General features: G+C 62.0%; 24 protein-coding genes. 14 read left to right on the top strand and 10 right to left on the bottom strand.

The window, feature by feature from the left end:
* Positions 1-2: 2 nt before the first annotated feature.
* The 5 genes from HQ912_RS25300 (at position 3) to HQ912_RS25280 (ending at position 5585) form a co-directional block, all read left to right on the top strand.
* A complete protein-coding gene (locus tag HQ912_RS25300; protein ID WP_047227395.1) occupies positions 3-560 on the top strand; it encodes an NUDIX hydrolase in 558 nt (185 codons plus the stop codon).
* Positions 561-731: 171 nt separating this feature from the next.
* On the top strand, positions 732-1103 hold the full coding sequence (locus HQ912_RS25295) for a translation initiation factor Sui1 (RefSeq protein ID WP_047227396.1): 372 nt from the start codon (positions 732-734) through the stop codon (positions 1101-1103).
* A gap of 223 nt (positions 1104-1326) precedes the next feature.
* Entirely contained in the window at positions 1327-3240 is a 1914-nt protein-coding gene (gene speA, locus HQ912_RS25290) for an arginine decarboxylase (RefSeq protein WP_047227397.1), read from the top strand.
* A gap of 234 nt (positions 3241-3474) precedes the next feature.
* A complete protein-coding gene (locus tag HQ912_RS25285) occupies positions 3475-4791 on the top strand; it encodes a type VI secretion system Vgr family protein (RefSeq protein ID WP_173407428.1) in 1317 nt (438 codons plus the stop codon).
* Entirely contained in the window at positions 4788-5585 is a 798-nt protein-coding gene (locus tag HQ912_RS25280; RefSeq protein WP_173407427.1) for a DUF4123 domain-containing protein, read from the top strand. Before HQ912_RS25285 ends, HQ912_RS25280 begins: the two co-directional genes overlap by 4 nt.
* 5 nt (positions 5586-5590) lie before the next feature.
* Here the strand turns inward: HQ912_RS25280 and HQ912_RS25275 are convergent, their stop codons facing one another.
* The gene (locus HQ912_RS25275) at positions 5591-6940 is read right to left on the bottom strand and encodes an MATE family efflux transporter (RefSeq protein WP_173407426.1); all 1350 of its coding nucleotides are present in this window, start codon (positions 6938-6940) and stop codon (positions 5591-5593) included.
* A 210-nt stretch (positions 6941-7150) separates the two neighbouring features.
* Positions 7151-7444 (bottom strand): hypothetical protein, encoded by a 294-nt coding sequence (locus HQ912_RS25270; RefSeq protein WP_047227401.1) that lies wholly within the window; start codon positions 7442-7444, stop codon positions 7151-7153.
* A gap of 164 nt (positions 7445-7608) precedes the next feature.
* Here HQ912_RS25270 and HQ912_RS25265 point away from each other — a divergent pair, with 164 nt between their 5' ends.
* From HQ912_RS25265 to HQ912_RS25250, 4 genes are read left to right on the top strand one after another with little or no spacing between them, the layout of a single operon-like run.
* Positions 7609-7914: a MazG-like family protein gene (locus HQ912_RS25265; protein WP_076382820.1), complete on the top strand. Its 306-nt coding sequence runs from the start codon at positions 7609-7611 to the stop codon at positions 7912-7914.
* Positions 7911-8660 (top strand): methyltransferase, encoded by a 750-nt coding sequence (locus HQ912_RS25260; protein WP_173407425.1) that lies wholly within the window; start codon positions 7911-7913, stop codon positions 8658-8660. The genes HQ912_RS25265 and HQ912_RS25260 overlap by 4 nt, the downstream gene beginning before the upstream one ends.
* A gap of 25 nt (positions 8661-8685) precedes the next feature.
* Positions 8686-9303: a DUF4136 domain-containing protein gene (locus HQ912_RS25255; protein ID WP_076382818.1), complete on the top strand. Its 618-nt coding sequence runs from the start codon at positions 8686-8688 to the stop codon at positions 9301-9303.
* A 20-nt stretch (positions 9304-9323) separates the two neighbouring features.
* Positions 9324-9881 carry a DUF4136 domain-containing protein gene (locus HQ912_RS25250; RefSeq protein ID WP_047227405.1) on the top strand — a complete coding sequence of 186 codons (558 nt, stop codon included), beginning with the start codon at positions 9324-9326 and terminating at the stop codon, positions 9879-9881.
* 295 nt (positions 9882-10176) lie between these two features.
* Here the strand turns inward: HQ912_RS25250 and HQ912_RS25245 are convergent, their stop codons facing one another.
* Positions 10177-11031, bottom strand: coding sequence for a MaoC family dehydratase (locus HQ912_RS25245; protein ID WP_160893690.1), 855 nt, complete (start codon positions 11029-11031; stop codon positions 10177-10179).
* A gap of 2 nt (positions 11032-11033) precedes the next feature.
* Positions 11034-12386: a 3-oxoacyl-ACP reductase gene (locus HQ912_RS25240; protein ID WP_173407424.1), complete on the bottom strand. Its 1353-nt coding sequence runs from the start codon at positions 12384-12386 to the stop codon at positions 11034-11036.
* Between the two features lie 145 nt (positions 12387-12531).
* Between HQ912_RS25240 and HQ912_RS25235 the strand changes: the two genes are divergently transcribed.
* Positions 12532-13809, top strand: a complete 1278-nt coding sequence (locus HQ912_RS25235) for an acetyl-CoA C-acetyltransferase (protein ID WP_173407423.1) — start codon at positions 12532-12534, stop codon at positions 13807-13809.
* Here the strand turns inward: HQ912_RS25235 and HQ912_RS25230 are convergent.
* Entirely contained in the window at positions 13796-14824 is a 1029-nt protein-coding gene (locus tag HQ912_RS25230) for a bile acid:sodium symporter family protein (protein ID WP_047227409.1), read from the bottom strand. The two genes, HQ912_RS25235 and HQ912_RS25230, sit on opposite strands and share 14 nt — an antisense overlap.
* Before the next feature lie 79 nt (positions 14825-14903).
* Here HQ912_RS25230 and HQ912_RS25225 point away from each other — a divergent pair, with 79 nt between their 5' ends.
* On the top strand, positions 14904-15695 hold the full coding sequence (locus tag HQ912_RS25225; RefSeq protein WP_173407422.1) for a helix-turn-helix transcriptional regulator: 792 nt from the start codon (positions 14904-14906) through the stop codon (positions 15693-15695).
* Positions 15696-15921: 226 nt separating this feature from the next.
* The gene (locus HQ912_RS25220; protein ID WP_047227411.1) at positions 15922-16815 is read left to right on the top strand and encodes a PA4780 family RIO1-like protein kinase; all 894 of its coding nucleotides are present in this window, start codon (positions 15922-15924) and stop codon (positions 16813-16815) included.
* A 470-nt stretch (positions 16816-17285) separates the two neighbouring features.
* Here the strand turns inward: HQ912_RS25220 and cueR are convergent, their stop codons facing one another.
* The 3 genes from cueR to HQ912_RS25205 all read right to left on the bottom strand — a co-directional run bounded on the left by cueR (position 17286) and on the right by HQ912_RS25205 (position 20601).
* Entirely contained in the window at positions 17286-17699 is a 414-nt protein-coding gene (gene cueR / locus HQ912_RS25215; protein ID WP_047227412.1) for a Cu(I)-responsive transcriptional regulator, read from the bottom strand.
* A complete protein-coding gene (locus HQ912_RS25210) occupies positions 17696-20089 on the bottom strand; it encodes a heavy metal translocating P-type ATPase (protein WP_047227413.1) in 2394 nt (797 codons plus the stop codon). Before HQ912_RS25210 ends, cueR begins: the two co-directional genes overlap by 4 nt.
* Before the next feature lie 128 nt (positions 20090-20217).
* Positions 20218-20601 carry a hypothetical protein gene (locus HQ912_RS25205; protein ID WP_047227414.1) on the bottom strand — a complete coding sequence of 128 codons (384 nt, stop codon included), beginning with the start codon at positions 20599-20601 and terminating at the stop codon, positions 20218-20220.
* Positions 20602-20749: 148 nt separating this feature from the next.
* Between HQ912_RS25205 and HQ912_RS25200 the strand changes: the two genes are divergently transcribed.
* Together HQ912_RS25200 and HQ912_RS25195 are read left to right on the top strand one after the other, a co-directional pair.
* Entirely contained in the window at positions 20750-20947 is a 198-nt protein-coding gene (locus HQ912_RS25200; RefSeq protein WP_047227415.1) for a heavy-metal-associated domain-containing protein, read from the top strand.
* A 96-nt stretch (positions 20948-21043) separates the two neighbouring features.
* Complete coding sequence (locus HQ912_RS25195) at positions 21044-22246, top strand: multidrug effflux MFS transporter (RefSeq protein ID WP_047227416.1); 1203 nt, start codon at positions 21044-21046, stop codon at positions 22244-22246.
* A 1-nt stretch (position 22247) separates the two neighbouring features.
* Here the strand turns inward: HQ912_RS25195 and HQ912_RS25190 are convergent, their stop codons facing one another.
* Together HQ912_RS25190 and HQ912_RS25185 are read right to left on the bottom strand one after the other, a co-directional pair.
* Positions 22248-22418 carry a hypothetical protein gene (locus HQ912_RS25190; RefSeq protein WP_171061426.1) on the bottom strand — a complete coding sequence of 57 codons (171 nt, stop codon included), beginning with the start codon at positions 22416-22418 and terminating at the stop codon, positions 22248-22250.
* Positions 22419-22640: 222 nt separating this feature from the next.
* Positions 22641-23654 (bottom strand): zinc-binding alcohol dehydrogenase family protein, encoded by a 1014-nt coding sequence (locus HQ912_RS25185; RefSeq protein ID WP_047227417.1) that lies wholly within the window; start codon positions 23652-23654, stop codon positions 22641-22643.
* Between the last annotated feature and the right edge of the window lie 84 nt (positions 23655-23738).

Raw genomic sequence — 23738 nt, 5'->3', positions numbered from 1 at the left:
AGATGGAAGAAAGCCCGCGGGAGGTCGCTCATCGAGTGGCCTCGGATGCCGAGCTCATCGCTTGGGTCGATAAAGACGACAACCTGCTTGGCAGCCTGGTGCGTTCGGACCTGCGTGAGCGCGGTCTGATCGGACGCGGCACCTACATCATGCTGTTCAACTCTGCCGGTGAGTTGTGCGTTCATCGGCGGACCCTGAGCAAGGCGATCTATCCGGGTTTCTGGGACGTGGCGGCCGGCGGGATGGTGCAGGCCAACGAGACCTACGCCGAGTCGGCGGCTCGAGAGCTGGCGGAAGAGTTGGGCGTGAGCGGCGTCGAACTGACGGCCCATGACCATTTTTATTTCGAAGACAGCGGCAGTCGCCTGTGGTGCTCGGCGTTCTCGGCCGTGTGGGACGGGCCGCTGATTCTGCAACCTGAAGAGGTACTCGAGGCGCGTTTCCTGCCGGTCGACCAGGTGCTCGATGAAATCCAGCACAAGCCTTACTGCCCGGACTCTCTGGCGGCACTGGAGCGCTATTTGCGAGCCCATGGCGATGATGTCGCAAAGAAGCGCTAAATTGGCGCCGATTGGCCCTTAGCAAGTTAGCTTTTTGCCGTTACACTGCGCGACTTTTCAAGCTGAATCGCTGTCTGCGATCCAGTAGCGCTGCCCCTGCCTGAGTGGGGCTTCGCGGTCGGGGCACTTACTTTTGCCCGGCCAGTCTTTGTCCTCCCAAGAGGATTGCCGGTGGCCAAAAAAGCCGCATCCTTCGCCGCCTTGGGCGGCCTGGTATTTTCTACCGACGCCGGTCGTCATTGCCCTGATTGCCGCCAGCCGGTGGATGCCTGCATCTGCAAACAGACCACCATCCCGGAAGGTGACGGTATCGCTCGCGTGCGCCGTGAAAGCAAAGGTCGCGGCGGCAAGACGGTGACCACGATCACTGGCGTGCCGCTGGCCGAGGACGCGCTCAAGGAACTGGCCACCACGTTGAAGAAACGCTGTGGCACCGGTGGTGCTTTGAAAGACGGCATCATCGAGATCCAGGGCGATCACGTCGAGCTGCTGCTGGCGGAACTGACCCGACACGGCTTCAAGGCGAAAAAGTCCGGCGGCTAGCAGCCTCTGTGAAAACCACCCTCGGCTTGATTCGAACCCTTTCTACGAAGCACGGTTCGAAGTCGCCCACATGGTTTTCACAGAGCCTGTTCTGAACGGGTTTCTAAACTCAGCGCTGTGAGCAGGGTCTACCTTGCTTACAGGCAAATCGTCATTTCCATTCTCTAGACTGCTCCAGCCTCCTACCGGATGGTGCATTTTGACTTCTTTATAGGGGACTTCGATGTCCGTACGACGCACACGCAAAGACGATGGCAGCCAATGGACAGTTGCGGACAGCCGCAGTGTTTACGGGATCCGCCATTGGGGGGCCGGGTATTTCGCGATCAATGACGCCGGTCGCGTCGAAGTCCGTCCGAACGGTCCAGGCAGTTCGCCCATCGACCTGTTCGAGCAAGTCGACCAGTTGCGCCAGAGCGGCCTGTCGCTGCCCTTGCTGGTGCGCTTCCCCGACATCCTGCAAGACCGCGTGCGCCAGCTCACCGGAGCGTTCGACAGCAACATCGCGCGCCTGGAATACCAGAGCCAGTACACCGCGCTCTATCCGATCAAGGTCAACCAGCAGGAAGCGGTGATCGAAAACATCATCGCCACCCAGAACGTTTCCATCGGTCTTGAGGCCGGCTCCAAGCCCGAGCTGCTGGCAGTGCTGGCCCTGGCGCCCAAGGGCGGGACTATCGTCTGCAACGGTTACAAGGACCGCGAGTTCATTCGCCTGGCGCTGATGGGCCAGAAACTGGGCCATAACGTCTTCATCGTGATCGAGAAAGAATCCGAAGTCGGCCTGGTGATCGAAGAAGCCGCGTCGCTCAAGGTCAAGCCACAGGTCGGCCTGCGGGTACGCCTGTCGTCCCTGGCGTCGAGCAAGTGGGCCGATACCGGTGGCGAAAAGTCCAAGTTCGGCTTGTCTGCCGCGCAACTGCTGTCGGTGGTCGAGCGCTTCCGCGCCGCTGGCCTGGATCAGGGCATCCGCCTGCTGCATTTCCACATGGGCTCGCAGATCGCCAACCTGGCGGACTACCAGCATGGCTTCAAGGAAGCGATCCGCTACTACGGTGAGCTGCGCAACCTCGGCCTGCCGGTGGATCACATCGATGTTGGCGGTGGCCTGGGCGTGGACTACGACGGTACGCACTCGCGCAATGCCAGTTCGATCAACTACGACATGGACGATTACGCCGGTGTCGTGGTTGGCATGCTCAAGGAGTTCTGCGATGCCCAGAGCCTGCCGCATCCGCACATATTCTCGGAAAGTGGTCGCTCCCTGACCGCCCACCACGCGATGCTGGTGGTGCAGGTGACCGACGTCGAGAAACACCACGACGACGTGCCGGTGATCGAAAACAAGGAAAGCCTGCCGGAGACCGTGCAGTGGCTGGTTGACCTGCTGGGCCCGACCGATATCGAGATGGTCACCGAGACCTACTGGCGCGCCACCCACTACATGAGTGACGTGGCCGCCCAGTACGCCGACGGCAAGCTGACCCTGGCGGAAAAAGCCCTGGCCGAGCAGTGCTACTTCGCGGTGTGCCGTCGCCTGCATAACTCGTTGAAGGCCCGCCAGCGCTCCCACCGTCAGGTGCTGGATGAGCTCAACGACAAGCTCGCCGACAAGTACATCTGCAACTTCTCGGTGTTCCAGAGCCTGCCGGACACCTGGGCCATCGGTCAGGTGCTGCCGATCCTGCCGCTGCATCGCCTCGATGAAGAGCCGTTGCGCCGCGCCGTGCTGCAAGACCTGACCTGCGACTCCGACGGCAAGATCAAGCAGTACGTCGACGAGCAGAGCATTGAAACCAGCCTGCCGGTGCATTCCCTCAATCCGGGCGAAGATTACCTGTTGGGCATCTTCCTGGTGGGTGCCTACCAGGAAATCCTTGGCGACATGCACAACCTGTTCGGTGACACCGACTCGGTGAACATCTACCAGAATGCCGACGGCAGCGTGTACCACGCCGGTATCGAAACCCACGACACCATCGAAGACATGCTGCGCTACGTGCACCTGTCGCCGGAGGAGTTGATGACCCACTACCGCGACAAATGCGCCAGCGCCCGTATCAGCGCCGCGGAACGCACCCAGTTCCTGGATGCCCTGCGCCTGGGGTTGACGCGGTCGTCCTACCTGTCTTCCTGATGGCGGCCTGAACGCCCTCCGGGACTGTCAGAAAATACACCGTGTGCTGCGGGTTTTTTCGGATAGTCCCGGAGGGCGTTTTTATTTGTGCCGCTGTTATTTCCGAACACTGGTGCATTTAACCGGTGGTGTCCTTATTTCGTGTAGTCCCTTTCCTAACTTGTACTTGGGCTCTCTACTCGGCCATGGCTCTCAGCGAGAATCCTCAGCCGCCCCTCCTGTAGAGAAACGCCGATGTCCGATCCAGCCAGCGAGCCGTCATTTCGTCTGGAGATAGCCGGTCTGCCCGAATCCTTTGTTGTCGTGGCCTTCACGGGCAGCGAAGCCATCAGCGAACCCTTTGTCTTTGATGTGGAGCTGTTGATCGGCGATACGCCCCTGGACCTTGCCGGGTTGCTCTACCGCAGCGTCTGGTTGAGTTTCGACGCTGGAGGGCGGGGCATCCATGGGCAGATTCACGAGCTTGTCCAGCATCGTCAGGGCGCTGGTTGCCGGGTACGCATCGGGCCGAAGCTGGCGTGCCTGGCGCAACGATTCAGCCAGCGGGTGTTCAGTGCCCGCTCAGTGCCGCAAATCATTCGCCAGGTGCTCAAGGCCCACGGCATTGCCGGACGCCAGGTGTGCCTGGCTTTGAGTGGTGATTATCCGCTGCGCGATTTCTGTACCCAATATCGGGAGTCAGATCTGCAATTTCTCCAACGCGTGTGCGCCGAGGCGGGCATTTACTTCCATTTCGAGCAGGCTCGGGATGGGCATTGCCTGGTTTTTGCTGACAGCACGGACGATTCCCTGCCCGATGGCGAGACGCTTTACGGGCTCGAGGGAACGGCTCCGGCGGTGCGCAACTGGCGTGTACAAAGCGATGTTTCGGGGGAGCAGGTAGCCTTGGGCCGCAGCGATCTGATGGGGCTGCATTGCGGCCGGACGCTGTCGCTGGCAGGGCACCCTGTCGAAGGCTGGAACCAGCCCTGGCTGTTGACGAAAGTCGAGCATCGCGCGCAGGCCGGCGTGTATGGCAACCATTTTCGCGCCATTCCTGCGGGATGGCCGTTCGTGGCGACCGGGGTTGCGGCAAAACCTCGCATGCTGAGTCGGCAGCGCGGCTGGGTGGTCACGGTCGATGAGCCGCAGATGCAGGTGGCGGGGCGAGTGGCGGTGCAGTTCGACTGGGTCTATCAGGGGGAGGGAGCCAGTCCCAGTCATTGCTGGCTGCCGTTGGCCCCTGAGCTGGCCGCATGGGGGCACGCCATTGGCAAGGGCACTGAGGTGCTGGTGAGTTTTATCGAGGGCGACCCGGATCGTCCATTGATCAGCGCCTTGCTCGACGCGCCGGCATCTCGGGAAGACGCGGATGAATCCCCCCTGAGTGAAACGTCCCAACCAGTCCATGAGGGCTCTGGCTTCGACCCGCTTCTGTTGGCGGCGATCCAGAGTGCCGAGCCGTTGGTGTTGTTGTGTCTGTTGCCCGGAGGCGGCAGCTTCAACCCCTGTAGCCAGCCGTTGTGCACCTGCCGCATGCTCACGCAGCTTGGCGCGGGCGCTGCTCCATGAGTGCTGCCGCCATGTCTGCATCAGCACCGCAATGGCTGCTGCTCGACGTACCCGGTGCGCCGGACGCCGCGCAGCGTTTGCAGGAGCAGTTCGCCGAGATCCGGCGCTTTGCCTTGTTCGAAGGCACCGAATTGCACGGGCTGAGGGAGCATGGTCCGTTGCTGGTGGATTTGCAGCAATCGCCGGCACTGGCCAGCCTGTGTCACCTGGATGCCGGCGCCTGGCCGGGGCTGTTGTTGGTCAGCCGAGCGTCAGAGGCGCAATTACTGGCGCATCTGCGGCGCATGTTGACGGTGACGTTAGGCCTGCATCACAAGGCCTTGCTGAACTATTACAACCCTCACACGGCCAGTTATTTCTTCGACGGTTGCGATCCTCGGGAACTCAGTTGCTGGCTGGGGCCGATCAGCCTGGTGCGCTGGTTCGGCGGGACCTGGGGCGACAGGACCATCGGCAGCCAGGGCTGGCAGCAACTCTGCAATCCGGGGCTGGCAGTACCGGCACTGGAAAATGAACACAGTCTCAGCCATTGGCAGCAGAGTCAGTTGCAGCGATGTCTGCTGGAACGCCACGTCTGGCAGTGGTCTTGTTCTACCGGACGGGATTTCCGCCTGCTCTGGGAGGACTTGCAGCAAGGGCTGACCCTGGGGTTCACCGAACGACCGGTACTCGACGACTGGTTATGGCTGCGCCTGCAGTACCCCAATGCCCGACCCGTGCCGGGGCTCAAAGGCGGTTCGCAGCGCGAACGCCTGGATCACCTGCGGCGGCTGTGGCAGGACAATCAAGGTTGAAAAGGTCAATGGGCGCCGGCACCGAACCAGCTATCGCGCTGTTGCATGCGCCAGGCGAAAGCACCCAGGGTCAGGCTGCGCAAAGCCATGAACAGCAGGAAAGTGATCCACAGCCCGTGGTTGCCCAGCGCTTGCAGTACCCAGGCAAACGGCGACACCAGCAACAGGGTCAACAGCATGCCGTTGCGCATTTCCCTGGCACGAGTGGCGCCGATGAACAGGCCATCGAGCAAATAACTCCAGACCGCAATCAACGGCAGCGCTGCCAGGTAAGGCAGGTAGCGGTAAGCGGTGTCGCGCACGTCCGGAATATCGGTCTGCATATCGATGAACAGGTGGCCGGCGAGCAGAAACAGTAAGGCAAACCCCACGCTGGCAATCAATGACCATCCGCAGGCCACCACCAGCGAGCTGCGCAGGGCCAGGCGGTCGCGGGCGCCGATGGCGTGACCGCACAGCGCTTCGACGGCATGGGCCAGACCGTCCAGGGCGTGGGCTGTCAGCAGCAGACCATTGAGCAGCAGCGCGTTGGCTGCCACGGTCGCATCCCCCAGACGCGCGCCTTGCACCGTGATCAGGAAGAACACCGCTTGCAGCGCCAGGCTGCGAATGAAAATGTCCCGGTTCACCGCCAGCAACGGACGCCAGCTTTGCCACACCCCCAAGGCCGCCCAGGCGATCTGCCCCGGCCAGGCCTGCAGCGTGTTGCGCGCCAGGATCAGACCGACCAGGGCGCCGGTCCACTCGGCAATCACCGACGCCCGGGCCGAACCGGTCACGCCCCAGTCCAGGCCGATCACGAACCACAGGTTCAGGGCGATGTTCACCAGGTTGGTCACCAGCAGGATCGCCAACGGCGCCCGGGCATTCTGAGCACCTAGAAACCAGCCCACCAGCGCATAACTGGCCAGCGCCGCTGGCAAGCCAAACAGCCGGGTGTGGAAAAAGTCCCGGGTCAACTGCTCAAGCTCGGCGGATGGCTGCATGAAATGCAACGCCACGCCACTCAACGGCACGCCGACTGCCCCCAGCACCAGCGCCAACCCCATCGCCAGCAGCAGACCTTGCAGCAGCACCTGCCGCAACGCCGCTCCATCCCCACGCCCGGCTGCCTGGGCGGCGAACCCGGTGGTGCCCATGCGCAAGAAACCCATGGCCCAGGCCAGCACCGTATACAAACTCGCCCCGACCGCCACCGCGCCTAACTGATGGGCATGGGGCAAGTGGCCGATGACGGTGCTGTCCACCAGTGCCACCAGCGGCACGGAAATGTTCGAGAGAATCATCGGCGCGGCCAGCGCCCATACCCGGCGGTGGGTAAGACGGTCGCGCCAGTCGGTGATCAGGTTGGACATGCGAGCTCCTTGGCGGAGCGCGATTGTAGCGGGTTCTCGCATGATCGTTCTCATGCTCCGCGTGGGAATGCCTCTAGGGACGCTCCGCGTTCGATCTCAAGAAACTCTGTGGGAGCAAGGCTTGCCCGCGATGAAGATGACGCGGTCTTTCAGGGCGCCGAGGCGCCTGTATCACGAGCAAGCCCTTGCTCCCACACAGTGCTCTCGGCCCTAGTGAATGATCCAGCTCAACAACCACAACCCCAGCACCAACCAGATAATGCCCAGGATGATCGATGCCCGCATGAAGGCGCGGATTGCCGAGTACAGCAGCATCAGCCCGAGGATCAGCGCAATGATGCTGATGATCGAGGTGTCCATGCCCAGTGTGCGCGACAGGCCATCGACAAAGTTGCCGCCAGCATTGGCCAGGGTGTTGAACAGGCCGCTGAGCAGGTCGACGATAAACCGGATCACCGAACCGAGCGCCTGGCCGAGCCATTCGAAAAAGCTTTCTACCTGCATGTGTACATCCTGATGAGAGAGATCGGAATCGAGCCTTGGGCTTCTGGTTGTAAGAGCGGCTGAAGGCCAAGATCGTTCGATTATGGGGCAAAACGCCGCTTCGTACCGAGACGCTTGCCTTCCCTCGTCATCCCCCCGAAGCTATGCGCATTCAGGAGACCCCGATGAACCTTGTTGAACTGACCGAACGCCTGCATGCCATTCGTGACCATAACGATTGGCGGCAATTTCACAGCCCGAAAAACCTCGCCATGGCCGCCAGTGTGGAAATGGCTGAACTGGTGGAGATTTTCCAGTGGCTGACCGAGGACCAGTCGCGCCAGTTGCCGGCGGACAAGCTGGCCCACGCTGGGCAGGAAGTCGGTGACATTGTGTTGTACTTGTTGCTGCTGTGCAGCGAGCTGGGGTTGGACATGGAGGCCGTGGTGCGCAGCAAGCTGGCCGACAGCGAGCGGCGGTTCGGCCAATGAGCGACCGTCATTTCGATCAGCTCGCCACGCGCTTCGCCGAAAAAATCTACGGTGGGGCCAAAGGTGCGATCCGTCTGGCGGTACTGCAGGCCGATCTGCTTGAAGCCTTGCCTGAGCGTCCGTTGCGTGTGTTGGACATAGGCGCCGGCTTGGGCCACATGTCGTTGTGGCTGGCCGAGCGCGGCCATCAAGTGACCCTGGCCGAGCCAGCCGAGCCCATGCTCGAAGGTGCCCGTCAGCGATTCGCCGATGCCGGTCAGAGCGCAACGTTCATTCAGGCACCGTGGCAGGCGCTGCCCGACCAGCTCACTGAGCCTTACGACCTGGTGCTGTGCCACGCGGTGCTGGAATGGCTGGCCGAACCCCATGCGATCCTGCCGGTGCTGCATCAACTCACGGTCCCGGGCGGCTGGTTGTCCCTGGCGTTCTACAACCGCGACGCGCTGGTTTATCGCAACCTGCTCAAGGGGCATTTTCGCAAGTTGCGCAAAAATGACATGGCCGGTGAAAAACAGAGCCTGACCCCGCAACAACCCCTTGATCCGCGGGAATTGGCGGCGCAACTTGAAGGCGTGTGGCAGGTCGAAACTCAAAGTGGTGTGCGGGTTTTCCATGACTACATGCCGGTGGAGTTCCAGGGCCGCGTGGAGCTGGTGCAGTTGCTGGAGATGGAGCTGGCTCACCGCCGCCATCCGGCGTTTGCCGGGTTGGGGCGTTATCTGCACTGGGTCTGCCGTCCCCTCTGATCTGAAAGAGCAATCGGAGCGCGAAATGAAAGGTCGTTCAGGGTTGTTGGTGTTGTGCCTGGGACTGGCTGCCTGCCAGGGCAGCAACCCGTATGTCGCCACGTCTAACCCGCTGCCACCGGCGCCGCCGCAGGCCGCCACGGTGTTTGACCGCAGCGCTTACCCCGCGCCACCCCGTGACTACGGGCGCTATCGCAGTTGGGCCTGGCTCAACGGGCGACTGCCACCGGGCACCGCTTGGGCGGACTCGGCCCAGGTGGCTGAAGCGGTGAGCAACGCCCTGGATCAACGCGGCCTGCGTCCATTGCATGACAACCGCCCGGCCGACCTGTTCGTCAGTGCCGACCTGCGCCTGGAAACGCGCGTGCGTCAGGTTCGGGACGACTATGATTCCGGTTACTACGGCGGCTACAACCGTTACGACCGCTACGGCCCCGGCTATGGCATGTATCACTCGGTGCCGGTGGTGCGCACTTATCGGGAGCAGGTCGTGGTGGTGCGAGTGGACCTGTTCGATGCCCGTAATGGTCAGCCGGTGTGGAGCGCCAGCGCCGAGACCAGCCAGCGCGGCAGTCAGAGCGCGCGCACCGATGCCATTCGCGAAGCGGTGGAAAAAGCCCTGTCGGCTTATCCTCCAAGTTGATTACGCAACGGAGAAAAACCATGTTTCGCCGTATCGCTCTACTGGCTTTTACCCTGTTGCTCGGCGCCTGTGCGGGTACCCCGGTCAACCACGACTTTGACACCAGCCGGGATTTCTCGGCTTACCGCAGTTGGAGCTGGAAAGAGCCGGCGCTGCAATATCGTCCCGATGATCCGCGCATCAAGAGCGACCTGACCGAACAGCGGATCCGTCAGGCGGTTGCCGATCAACTCGACCAGCGCGGTCTGCGCCCGGCCCAGGCTGGCGGGCGAGGGGATGTGATGGTCCAGGCCTACCTGATCGTCGAGGATCGCCAGCAACAGATTACGACCAACTACGGCGGTGGTTGGGGCAGCCCTTGGAATGGCTATTGGGGCGGGCCGATGTACAACGAAACCCGCAACATCAGCTACAAGGTCGCCACGGTGCAGATTGACCTGCTCGATGGCAAGGACGGCAAGCTGGTGTGGCGTGGCAGTGATGAACGAATGCTCAGCAACTCGCCCAATCCGACGGATCGCAGCACCGCAGTGCGTGAGACGGTTGCGCGGATCCTGGCGAACTATCCGCCGCGGTAGGCGGACTCAGCATCGACGCCAACTGACCCACCGCTATCGCGAGCAGGCTCGCTCCCACAGGGGATTTGTGTCGAACGCAGGCCCCATGAACGCCCGAGAACCCATGTGGGAGCGAGCCTGCTCGCGATGACGGCGGCCCATTCAACATCGATGCAAGCTGACCCACCGCTATCGCGAGCAGGCTCGCTCCCACAGGGGATTTGTTTCGAACGCAGGCCCCATGAACGCCCGAGAACCCATGTGGGAGCGAGCCTGCTCGCGATAGCCATCGCACATTCAACAAAGATGCCGGTCCTCAGCCAGCCGGCCGCCAGCTCCCCACCATATGCTCCAAGTCCCCCGAACCGATCAATCGCAAGTCTCCGCTGGACCCCGCGGCACTCGCCAGCAGTGTCACTTCGCTGGGCAGGCGCACCGGCTTCTTGAAGGTGACATCGATCTCGACGTTGGCATCGGGTAAGTGTTCGTCCAGCGCCGCCAGGGTCCTGGCCTTGTTCCACAGGCCGTGGGCGATGGCGGTAGGGAAGCCGAACAGCCGGGCGCTGAGGCCGCTCAGGTGGATCGGGTTGTAATCGCCGGACACCTTGGCATATTGCCGGCCAATGTCAGCCGGCGCGGTCCAGTGCGCCACTTCAGTCAATGCCTGAATCTCTTGCAGCGGCTCTTCCACCAACGCGCCGTCAAGCTGGACGCCCTTGCAAAGCATCTGGCTCTCGGCCTCCCACAACGGCCCCAATTGATCATCAATGCGAGTCACAAGGTCGAACACCGCGCCCTTGGGGTGAGCTTGCAGATTCTGCACGTTGACGCGAGCCTGCACTTGGCTGACCCCGCCCATGGGCCGCAGTAAACGGATGCGATTGCTCAAGTGGATCAGCCCCAGCAACGGGAACGGAAAGTCCCGGGCGGTGAGCAATTGCATCTGCAGGGCAAACGCCAGTACGTGGGGGTAGGTCGGCGGCAGCAGTCCGTTTTCGGCAAAACCGCAGACCTTGCGATAGGTCGCCAGGCGTTGCGGATCGACCTGTATCACTTGGCGCAGTCCGTCCTGGGGCAAGGTTTTTCCAGTGACCTTGCGCCGTGTCGCGGCTTTCACGTACAGCGAGGACATACCGGGCGCGGCGTTTACTTCATGCCATTGGATCGTCATGGTCATGCTCCCAGGAGGCTTTGCCCGCACACCCGCAGCGTTTGGCCGGTAACGGCGCCCGTCCCCGGCTGGGCGAGCCAGGCCACGGCTTCGGCGACGTCCTGTGGCAGGCCGCCCTGGCCCAGGGAACTCATGCGCCGCCCGGCTTCGCGCAGGGCGAAAGGGATGTCGGCGGTCATGCGGGTTTCAATGAAACCCGGGGCTACGGCATTGATGCTGATCCCCCGAGGTTGCAGGACCGGCGCCCAGGCCTGGGCCAGACCGATCAATCCGGCCTTGCTCGCTGCGTAGTTGGTCTGGCCGCGATTGCCGGCGATGCCGCTGATGGACGCCAGCAGAATTACTCGGCCATTGTCCCGCAGGGTGCCACTGTCGAGCAGGGCCTTGGTCAGCACCTGCGGCGCGTTGAGGTTGACCGCCAGCACCGCGTCCCAGAACTCCGGGGTCATGTTGGCGAGCGTCTTGTCCCGGGTGATGCCAGCGTTGTGCACCACGATGTCGATGCCGTCGGGCAGGTGTTCAGTCAACTGTGTAGCGGCGTCTTCAGCACAAATGTCCAGCGTCACGCTGCGCCCGCTAAGGCGTGCAGCCAGGGCTTCGAGATCGGCCTTGGCCTGCGGGACGTCCAGCAGGATCACGTCGGCGCCATCGCGGGACAGGGTTTCGACAATGGAGGCGCCGATCCCCCGGGCCGCGCCGGTGACCAGAGCCTTGAGGCCGGTGAGCGGACGCGTCCAGTCCTGGACCTGGGCCTGGCAGGCATCAAGGCGAATGACCTGCCCGGAAACGTAGGCGCTCTTGGGCGACAGGAAAAACCGCAGCGCACCTTCCAGTTGGGCCTCGGCGCCGTCACCCACATACAGCAATTGCAGCGTCCCGCCGTGGCGCAACTCTTTGGCCAGGGAACGGCTGAAGCCCTCCAAGGCCCGCTGCGTGCTGGCGGCAAACGGATCGGCGAGACTTTCCGGAGCGCGGCCGAGGATGACGACATGGGCGCTGTGGTCGAGGTTCTTCATCAGGGGTTGGAAGAACTCGCGCAGTTGCTTGAGCTGGTCGGCCTGCGCCAGATGACTGGCGTCGTACACCACCGCCTTGATTTTCGGACCGTGACCGGGGATCCATTCGGTGGCCAGTGTCGGTTCGCCCCCGTAGATGAAGATCGCATCGGTCAGGCGCTTGGCAAATGCGCCGATCTGTTCGGTCAACGGCCCGCCGCCCAACAGCAACGCACCTTCGATCGGCCGCAGCCGCCCGGCCTGCCAGCGCTCCAGGCGGGCCGGCGATGGCAGGCCCAGCGCACCGACCAGACGCAGGCCCAGGGGCGAATTGGCGAAGTCGATATAACGGTCTGACATGGAACACACTCCGGCTGATGAGGTTCAAAGTGTGGACCATGATTGGCAATCAGTCGTTCGATTGGCCAGATAAAGCCTAAGCTTGTGCGGGAGCCGGGTTTCCGCAGGCCCATTGGCGCATCCGGACATACACAGGGAGTTCTTCATGACACAGCTACGCCGCGTCGCGATCATTGGTGGTAACCGCATCCCCTTCGCCCGCTCCAACGGGGCCTATGCCACCGCCAGCAACCAGGCGATGCTGACCGCCGCGCTCGAGGGGCTGATCGAGCGCTATAACCTGCATGGCCTGCACATCGGTGAGGTGGCCGCCGGTGCGGTGCTCAAGCTTTCCCGGGATCTGAACCTGACCCGCGAATGCGTGCTCGGCTCGCGGCTATCGCCCACCACCCCGGCCTACGATCTGCAACAGGCTTGCGGCACGGGGTTGGAGACTGTGCTGTTGACGGCCAACAAGATCGCCCTCGGGCAGATCGACAGTGCCATTGCCGGCGGCGTAGACACCACCTCGGATGCGCCGATTGGCGTCAACGAAGGGCTGCGCAGAATCCTGCTGCAAGCCAATCGCGCCAAAACCACCGCTGAGAAAATCAAGACCTTCCTGCAACTGCGTCCCCAGCACCTCGTTCCCGAACTGCCGCGCAACGGCGAGCCACGAACCGGCCTGTCCATGGGCCAGCATTGCGAACTGATGGCTCAGACCTGGCAGATTCCCAGGGAGGAGCAGGACCAATTGGCCCTGGAAAGTCATCAGAAAATGGCCGCGTCCTACGCCGAAGGCTGGCAGAACGACTTGATGACGCCGTTTCTCGGCCTGACACGGGACAACAACCTGCGTCCGGACCTGACCCTGGAAAAACTCACCGCCCTCCAGCCGGCCTTCGAAAAAAGCGCCAAGGGCACGATGACGGCGGGCAACTCCACGCCATTGACCGATGGCGCGTCACTGGTGTTGCTGGGCAGCGAAGAGTGGGCCAAGTCCCGGGGGTTGCCGATCCTGGCGTATGTGCGCGACGGCGAAACGGCAGCGGTGGATTTCGTCAACGGAGCAGAAGGGTTGTTGATGGCGCCGGCCTACGCCGTGCCTCGGTTACTGGCGCGCAACGGCCTGACGTTACAGGACTTTGATTACTACGAGATCCACGAGGCATTTGCCGCTCAAGTGTTATGCACACTCAAAGCCTGGGAAGACCCGGATTATTGCAAGACGCGACTGGGCCTCGACGGTCCGTTGGGCAGCATAGACCGCAGACGGCTGAACGTGAAAGGCAGCTCCCTGGCCGCCGGCCACCCGTTTGCCGCCACGGGTGGAAGAATCGTCGCCAACCTCGCCAAGTTGCTGGACGCGGCGGGGCGGGGCCGCGGTCTGATTTCCATCTGCGCGGCCGGTGGCCAGGGTGTGACGGCAATCATCGAGCGTTGAGGGACGCCTCGCGTTGTTGATGAATGAGTTCCCGTTGGCGGTTGGCGTAGCGCTCGGCCAGGATCGAACAGACGATCAACTGCAACGGGTGATAGATCATGATCGGCAACAGGATCAGCCCCAGGCCGGGGTTGTTGCCGAAAATCAACGCGGCCATCGGCACCCCGGCCGCCAGGGATTTCTTGCTGGCGCAGAACACCGCGGCAATCTCATCGGCGTTGCTGAACCGCAGGGCCCGGGCGGTGCGGGTGGTCATCCACAAAATGATTGCCAGCAACACGGCACTGCCAAGCAATGCACTGAGCAGCACAGTGTTGCCTTGTTGTTGCCAGATCCCGGAGACCATCGAATTGCAGAACGCCGCGTAGACCAGCAGCAGGATCACCAGTTTGTCGATGATGCTGGTGTAGCGTTTGTACCGCCCGAAAAAACCGGCCAGCCAGCGCCGCAGTAACTGTCCGAGCACCAGCGGCAGCAGCAACATCAGGCAAAGGTCGAGCAAAGTCGCACCCAGATCGATACCCCCGGCGCCGCTGCCGACCACGAAACTGACCAGCAGTGGCGTCAGGAAAATCCCCAGCACGCTGGACAGGCTCGCGTTCAGAATCGCCGCCGGTACGTTACCGCCGGCGCTGCCGGTCAGGGCCACCGAGGATGAAATGGTCGAGGGCAGGACGCACAGGTAGAAGAACCCCAGCATCAGCAGTGACGGCACATGGCGGCCCAGAAGCCAATCGCTGACCAGCCAGATCAACGGAAACACGCCGAAGGTAAAGAGCTGCACCATCACGTGCAGTCGGGTGTTTCTCAGACCGTGGCGGATCTGCTCGCCGGACAGGTTTATCCCGTGCAGGAAGAACACGACAAAGATGCCGATATTGACCACCCACTCGGCATGCATGGCGCCACCCGTGGCGCCAAAGCTGGGAAACAGATACGCCAGCAACGTGGCAAGCAGCATGCCGCACAGGAACCAGTCGGTTACCAGGCGTTTGAGGTGTCTGAAAATGTGCATACGGCACCGCAAGTTGTAAGAAAAGTCGACTTAGCCTAACGTCGGCACTTGCAGCCGTCTTGCGACATAAGGCCAATCCATGCCGACTAACGGACACCAACAACTCGAAAGACGCATTCCCGACCTGACGGAATTGCCCAGGCCGCTTTATGCCCGTGTCGAAAGCTTGAGCGCCGGTTCGTGGACCCAGGCCCATCGTCATGATTGGGTGCAGTTTTCCTACGCCATCAGTGGCGTGCTGGGTGTGCACACCGCCGAAGGCAGTTTTTTCGCCCCGCCACAATGGGCCATCTGGATTCCTGCCGACCTGGAGCATCATGTGATGACCTCCACCCGGGCGGAAATGCGCAGCCTTTATGTCCACCGCGACGCCTGCCCGTGGGCCGATGAGCGTTGCCGGGTGCTGGAGGTCACGCCGCTGGCGCGGGAGCTGATCAAGGCTTTTTGTCAGTTGCCGGCCGATTACTCCCAGGGCGATACCCAGGACGCACGACTGGTGCAAGTGTTGCTTCACCAGTTGGCAGCACTGCCGGAGGTTGGCTTTTGCCTGCCACTTCCCCGGCATGCGCGTCTGCTGGCGTTGTGCAACGAGCTGATCGAACAGCCCGACCAGAACGTGACTTTGCAAGTGTGGGCCGAGCGCCTGGGCACATCGGAAAAAACCCTGATGCGTCTGTTCCAGCGCGAAACCGGCCTGAGCTTTCGCGCCTGGCGCCAGCGTACGCGGCTGTTGTCGTCCCTGGGGTCGTTGGAAAAAGGCGATAGCGTGACCAGCGCGGCGTTGTCCTGTGGCTACGATTCCACGTCCGCTTTCATAGTGGCGTTCAAGGGGATGTTTGGATTGACCCCGGGGGAGTTGTTTAAACATTGAATCAGCTGCACTGGGCATGGCTGTCAGCTCTTGTCGCAAATGCCTTTGCATTCAGTTGCCAACGCTATGCGCTGTCTCGGCTATGATTCGGCTCGGTCGATTTAATCCGGCACATTGTGTGCATCGAAGGGTTCATAAGTCGGCAACCCCTCCCCGTGGAGGGAGGATTGCCGTATAACGACTGTCATTCGCGTGTTCGGTAATAAAGGACCCACAATAAAAGCTGATGAAGACTCCAAAACGCATTGAACCCCTGATCGAGGACGGTCTGGTCGACGAGGTGCTGCGCCCACTCATGAGTGGTAAAGAAGCAGCTGTTTATGTGGTGCGCTGCGGCAACGAGTTACGTTGCGCCAAAGTCTACAAGGAGGCGAACAAGCGAAGTTTTCGTCAGGCGGCCGAATACCAGGAAGGCCGCAAGGTGCGTAACAGCCGCCAGGCCCGGGCCATGGCGAAGGGCTCCAAGTTCGGGCGCAAGGAAACTGAAGACGCCTGGCAGAATGCCGAAGTGGCGGCGCTGTTCCGGTTGGCCGGTGCGGGCGTGCGAGTGCCCAAGCCGTACGACTTCCTCGAAGGCGTGCTGCTGATGGAGCTGGTGGCTGACGAATACGGCGATGCGGCACCGCGTCTGAACGATGTGGTACTGGAGCCGGATCAGGCTCGTGAGTATCACGCGTTCCTGATCTCCCAGATTGTGTTGATGCTGTGTACCGGTCTGGTGCACGGTGACCTGTCGGAGTTCAACGTGCTGCTTACGCCGACGGGCCCGGTGATCATCGATCTGCCGCAGGCGGTGGACGCCGCTGGCAACAATCACGCCTTCAGCATGCTGGAGCGGGATGTGGGCAACATGGCGTCCTACTTCGGCCGGTTTGCCCCGGAGCTCAAGCGCACCCGGTACGCCAAGGAAATGTGGGCGTTGTATGAGGCCGGCACCTTGCACCCGGCCAGCGTGCTGACCGGCGAGTTCGATGAGCCGGAAGAGCTGGCGGATGTCGGCGGGATCATGCGTGAAATCGAGGCTGCCCGTCTGGACGAGGAACGCCGCCAGGCCGTCCGTGCCGCTGACGACGCTCCACCCGGCAAAACCGAAGAACCGCCTCCGCCCTGGATGCAGTGACCGCTTGACCAGAAACCCGGCCCAGGCCGGGTTTTTTGTGGCCGCCCAAAAAATCCCACAGTGTTTTTGTGAGGCCCTCAACACCTGCGTCCGCCACCAACTCCCTGTGGGAGCGAGCCTGCTCGCGATAGCGGTGGATCAGCTTGCATGGATGCAGGATATGCCGGCGTCATCGCGAGCAGGCTCGCTCCCACATTGGTTCTCGGGGGTATATGGATCCTGCGTCCTGCACAAATCCCCTGTGGGAGCGAGCTTGCTCGCGATAGCGGTGTATCAGCTTGCATGGATGTAGGATGTGCCGGCGTCATCGCGAGCAGGCTCGCTCCCACATTGGTTCTCGGGGGTATATGGATCCTGCGTCCTGCACAAATCCCCTGTGGGAGCGAGCTTGCTCGCGATAGCGGTGTATCAGCCTGCATGGATGTAGGATGTGCCGACGTCATCGCGAGCAGGCTCACTCTCACCTTCGCTCAAGCATGCACTGTCTTCTCGCAACACCCCGACGCCAGTTCCTTGAGAATCGGGCAGTCCGGGCGGTGGTCGCCGTGGCAGTGTTCCACCAGGTCCTGGAGGGTGTCGCGCAGTTCGGCCAGTTCGCGGATTTTCTGGTTCAGTTCGTCGATGTGTTGCCGGGCCAGGGCCTTGACGTCGGCGCTGGCGCGTTGGCGGTCCTGCCAGAGGGTCAGCAATTTGCCGACCTCTTCCAATGAAAACCCAAGGTCCCGGGAGCGCTTGATAAAGGCCAGGGTGTGCAGGTCATCGGCACCGTAGATCCGGTAGCCGCTGTCGGTGCGATGAGCCGCCTTGAGCAGGCCAATGGATTCGTAGTACCGGATCATCTTCGCACTCAGGCCGCTCTGGCGGGCCGCTTGGCCGATGTTCATCGCTTGTCCTCCAGGTGTTTGGGTGTCCAGAGTTTCAACAGTAACGCGTTGCTCACCACGCTGACGCTCGACAAGGCCATGGCCGCGCCGGCCAGCACCGGGTTGAGGAAGCCGAACGCCGCCAGGGGAATACCGATCAAGTTATAGACGAATGCCCAGAACAGGTTCTGACGGATCTTGGCGTAGGTCTTGCGGCTGATCTCCAGCGCCGCGGGCACTAGCCGTGGATCACCGCGCATGAGGGTAATACCGGCGGCGTGCATTGCCACGTCGGTGCCGCCGCCCATGGCAATGCCAATGTCCGCGGCGGCGAGGGCCGGGGCGTCGTTGATGCCGTCGCCTACCATGGCCACCACCGCATGGGTCTTCAACTGTTGGACGATGGCGGACTTGTCGGCCGGCAGTACTTCGGCATGAACGTTGGCGATGCCCAATGCCTCGGCCACCACCCGGGCACTGCCGCGGTTGTCGCCAGTCAGCAGGTGGCTGCTGATATGGCGTTCATTCAGGGCGTGTACGGCCGCCAGGGCGCCGGGCTTGAGTGTGTCGCCGAAAGCGAACAGGCCCAGCACCCGTGGCGTTGCGTTTTGCTCAATCAGCCAGGACAGGGTTCGGCCCTCGGTCTCCCAGGCCTGGGCCGACTCGCTCAGCGAACCGGGGGCCAGGCCCAGTTCGTCCAGCAAACGTCGGTTACCGAGGGCCAGACGCTGTCCGTCCAGGCTGCCGGCAATACCGCGTCCGGTCAGCGACTGGCTGTCGTTGATGTCCGGGACAACCAGGCCGCGCTCCGCACACGCATCCAGCACCGCCTTGGCGAGGGGGTGTTCGCTGCCGCGTTGCAGGGCGCCGGCCATTTGCAGCAGCTTGTCTTCGTCACCGTCCAGAGCGCTCAAGTGGGCGATGCGTGGTGTGCCGGAAGTCAAGGTTCCGGTCTTGTCGAACACCACGGTGTCGACTTCATGGGCGCGCTCCAAGGCCTCGGCATCCTTGATCAGGATTCCATGGCGGGCAGCCACCCCGGTGCCGGCCATGATTGCCGTGGGTGTCGCCAGACCGAGGGCGCACGGGCAGGCGATCACCAGCACGGCGACAGCGTTGATCAGTGCCGTCTCCAGGGGGGCGCCATACAACCACCAGCCGATCAACGTCGCCAATGCCAGCACCAGCACGACCGGCACGAAGACCTGGCTGACTTTATCCACCAGCTTTTGAATGGGGGCCTTGGCCGCCTGGGCGTCTTCCACTAGGCGGATGATGCGCGCCAGGACGGTTTCCGTGCCCAGGGCCAGGGTGCGCACCAGCAGGCGGCCTTCGCCGTTGATGGCACCGCCCGTCACCTTGTCGCCGGGCTGTTTGGGCACCGGCAGGCTTTCGCCACTGATCAAGGCTTCGTCAGCGTGACTCTGGCCTTCCAGCACTTCGCCATCCACCGGGAAGCGTTCGCCGGGTTTGACCAGCACCCGATCATTCAAGCGCAGGGCGCTGATGGCGACGTCCCGCTCCTGCCCGTCAATGACCTGAATCGCCCGCTCCGGTCGCAAGGCTTCGAGGGCGCGGATAGCACTTGCGGTTTGGCGCTTGGCGCGGCTTTCCAGGTATTTGCCGAGCAATACCAGGGCAATCACCACGGCCGAGGCCTCGAAATACAGGTGCGGCATGCTGCCAGGGCGGGCAATGGCCCATTCATAAATGCTCAAGCCATAACCCGCGCTGGTGCCCAGGGCCACCAGCAGATCCATGTTCCCGGCCCCGGCACGCACGGCCTTGTAGGCCGCGATATAGAAGCGCGCACCGAAAATGAACTGCACCGGCGTCGCCAAAGCGAATTGAACCCAGGCCGGCAGCATCCAATGCACGCCAAACGGTTGCAAAAGCATGGGCAGCACTAACGGTACGGACAGCAAAATCGCCAGCACCAAGGCCAGGCGCTCGCGATTCAGGCGATTGCTTTGTGCGTCATGGGGTTGCTCGGCCTGCCAGACACTGGCGTCATAACCGGCGCCCTTGACCGCATCGATCAGGGTTTGCGGGTCGACCCGGCCGAGCAAGTCCAGGTGGGCCCGTTCGTTGGCGAGGTTGACGCTGACACGGTTCACCCCGGCGACTTTGCTTAGGGCACGCTCGACCCGGCCGACGCATGAGGCACAGGTCATTCCCTCGATGGACAGTTCCAGCGTCTGGACGGGGACACTGTAGCCGGCCTGTTCGACGGCCTGCATCAAGGCTGGCAGGCTGCCCTCGGGCGCCTGGATCCGCGCCTGTTCGGTCGCCAGGTTCACGCTGACGGCGCTGGCCCCTGTGACGTTGCTCAAGGCGCGCTCGACCCGCCCGGCGCAGCTGGCACAGGTCATCCCGGCAATCGGCAGATCGAAAAGGGTGGATTCAGACATCGGACAGGCTCCCTGTAGTGAATGACTACAGGATCAACCTTGCCACGCCGGGAAGGTCAAGCGCTAATCCAAACGCTTGCACACACACTTTGTGGGAGCGGGCTTGCTCCCACTTTTTATCTAAGGGGTCAATAACCCAGCTCAGCCGGCTTGAGATACATCCCTTCCTGGGTCATGGCAATGCGGAACTTCAGTATGTCGCCAGCCTTGAGCGTCACATCCTGCGACCCCGGCGCAAGCATGCCCGGGCTGCAGCCCGGCGCCTGGCCTGGCAGCAGCTTCAAGCGCAAGGAGAATTTTCCGGGTGGCAGGTTGAAGGAGGTGCTCTGTTCCTGGAACAAACGCCCCGAGAGCTGATCGCCGATATAGATGCCGATTTCGCAGGAAGTCGGCACTTCCAGGCGCTCGCGGGAAATGATCAGCACGCCGTAGTCTTCGCCGACGGCCAACGCCTGAGGGCTCACCGCTGACAAACCGAGCATGCAAAACAGGCTGAACGCTGACCAGCGCATGGCTGAACCTCCGGTGTGAAATCCTTGATGTGTGCAGCTTGGCCGAGCTTGGCAGCGATTGCCAGCCCGGCAGTTTTCGTCAGAACTTGACCTTTCCATGATGGCAAGCTTGAAACTGCTGGCAACCTCAATCCCAAGGAGTCATCTCATGCAAACATTCAATGTTCAGGGAATGTCCTGCGGTCACTGCGTCAAGGCCATCACCCAGGCTGTGCAGGCCAAGGATCCGGCGGCGCAGGTGCAGATCGATCTGGGCGCCAGGACCGTTCAGGTCCAGAGTTCGTTGTCGGTCGATGCCGTGCTCCAAGCCATTAAAGAGGAGGGGTACGAGGCCAGTCCCGCCTGAGATTTTTTAATAGTTAGCGACCTATCGGAATGTTCAAGAGCGCCCGGCAGGGCTAGACTGTCGGGCTGCTGACTGACGCCTGAACCTGGACGCCCGATGAACTTCCGTACCATTCTGATTCTTGGCGCCTTGAGCGCATTCGGTCCCTTGGCGATCGATTTCTATCTGCCGGCTTTCCCGGCCATGGCGACTGCCTTCGGCACCGACGAAAATCACATCCAACTGACCCTGGCGGCTTATTTCCTCGGATTGTCCATCGGGCAACTGGCTTATGGGCCGGTGGCGGATCGCTTCGGCCGGCGCATTCCATTGCTGACGGGCGTCGGTCTGTTCACCCTGGCTTCTCTGGCCTGTGCCTATGCGCCGAGTCTGGAATGGCTGATCGGTGCCCGTTTCGTCCAGGCTCTGGGCGGATGCGCCGGCATGGTGATTTCCCGGGCGGTGGTCAGCGACAAATGCGACGCGGTGGGCTCGGCCAAGGTGTTCTCGCAACTGATGCTGGTGATGGGGCTGGCGCCGATCCTCGCGCCAATGCTTGGCGGGCTGTTGGTGAACCTGCATGGCTGGCAATCGATCTTCATTGCCCTGACGCTGTTCAGCGCACTGGCGGCGACGGCCGTGGCATTGTGGCTGCCGGAAAGTCTGCCGGCCCATGTGCCGCGTCAACCATTGTCCGGGGCGTTGCGCCAATATGGTCGACTGTTGACCGACACGGTCTACCTCGGGCATGCCTTGACGGGAGGCATCGCTATCGCCGGGATGTTTGCCTACATTGCCGGTTCGCCTTTCGTCTTCATCAAGCTCTACGGTGTGCCGGCCGAACACTTCGGCTGGCTGTTCGGAACCAACGCGGCGGGTTTTATCCTGGTGGCACAGGTCAACGCCCGGTTGTTGTCCAAACGTGAGCCGGCATTCCTGCTGTCGCGCGCGGTGTGGGTCTATCTCGCCGCCGGGCTGTGTTTGTTGGCGGTCAGTTCTTTGCACCCTGAGCGGTTGTGGCCGTTATTGATTCCGCTGTTCATTTGCATCGCCAGCCTGGGTTGCATCCTGCCCAATGCCTCGGCTTGCGCCATGAGTGGACAGGGTGCTCGTGCCGGTAGCGCGTCGGCGATGCTGGGATGCCTGCAGTTTTCGGTGGCCGCCGGTGCCGCCGCATTGGTGGCGGCGCTGCACGATGGCAGTGCCGTGCCGATGGCGATGGTCATCAGCCTTTGCGGGTTATTGGTGGTGGGTGCAGCGATGCTGACCCGCCGCCTGCAACAGGCCCGGACACTGGCACAAGCCAGTGGCCAGGACTGATTCAGCCGGCCGCTCGCTGCTGCTGTTCAGGGTAGCGGTGAGGTGCGTGAATACGCGCTTGCAGGGTGGTGGCGAAAGCCTGGGCCTCGGCCTCGGTGCGGAAGGTCACGACGTGTTGGTCAAGACGCACTTGCCACTGGGATTTTGCCACTTCTTTTATCAGGATCTTCATTGCTGACCTCCTCACGTAAAAGATTGTGCTGCAAAGGCCTCGAGTGTAGACCTGAATGCGATCGCAATTGTGACAAGGGTCAATTCTCAGACTGACGGTGCAGGTTTTTTTTGTGGGAGCAAAGCTTGCTCGCGATACGCGACGACTTGGCCTGACGGGGAACCGCGCGACCTTCATCGCGAGCAAGCTTTGCCTCTACGAAAAACGCCCCCTTATCGGTGGTTAGAAACCTTCAAGCACAATCTTGCCTTTGGCTTTTCCGCTTTCCAGCAGGGCATGGGCCCGGCGCAGGTTTTCGGCGTTGATGGTGCCAAAGTGCTCGCCCACGGTGGTCTGCAATGTGCCGGCATCGATTAGCGCGGCGACGCGGTTGAGCAGGTTATGTTGCTCAATCATGTCCGCCGTTTCGAACAGCGAGCGGGTGTACATGAACTCCCAATGCAACGACAGGCTCTTGCGCTTGAGCTTGGTCACATCCAGCGCCTTGGGATCATCGATCAGCGCCAGTTTGCCTTGGGGCGCCAGGGCTTCCACCAATTGATCCAGATGCAGATCGGTGTGGGTCAGGCTGGCGACATGGGTCACCTGAGCCTGGCCTGCCTGCTTTAATACATCGCTCAGCGGATGGCTATGGTCCACGACCAGATCGGCACCCAGGCCTCTTACCCAGTCCTGTGTCTGCGGCCGGGAAGCGCTGCCAATCACTTTCAGTGCGGTGAGCTGGCTGGCCAGTTGCGTCAGTATCGAGCCGACACCTCCTGCAGCGCCGACGATCAACAGGCTTTGCCCCTGATCCTCCTGGCCTTCCTGGATTTGCAGGCGCTCGAACAGCAATTCCCACGCGGTAATGGCCGTCAGCGGCAGGGCAGCGGCTTCGGCGAAACCGAGCGTCTTGGGCATCTGGCCGACGATACGTTCATCCACCACATGCAATTGGCTGTTGCCGCCGGCGCGGGCAATGGAGCCGGCGTAGAACACTTTGTCGCCCGCCTTGAACAGCGTGACCTCATTGCCCACCGCCTTGACCACGCCGGCCACGTCCCAACCCAGCACTTTGGCTGCGCCGTCTTCAGGCTGGACGTTCTGGCGAATTTTCGTGTCGACCGGGTTGACCGAAATGGCTTTGACTTCCACCAGCAGGTCCCGAGGGCCGGCGGTGGGTTCCGGCAGTTCAATGTCCTGCAGCGATTGCGGGTCGGTGATCGGTAACGAATGGTAGTAGGCGATGGCTTTCATAGGCGGCTCCTTGAAGTGAGTTCGATGAAGCCAATGGTTAGCTATTTATCGCCGAGATAAAACCGGCTAAAAGAACAGGCTCTT

The organism is Pseudomonas sp. MPDS (assembly GCF_013283895.1).
GTDB lineage: Bacteria > Pseudomonadota > Gammaproteobacteria > Pseudomonadales > Pseudomonadaceae > Aquipseudomonas > Aquipseudomonas rhizophila.
This window is presented reverse-complemented; position numbering and strand designations above follow the sequence as displayed.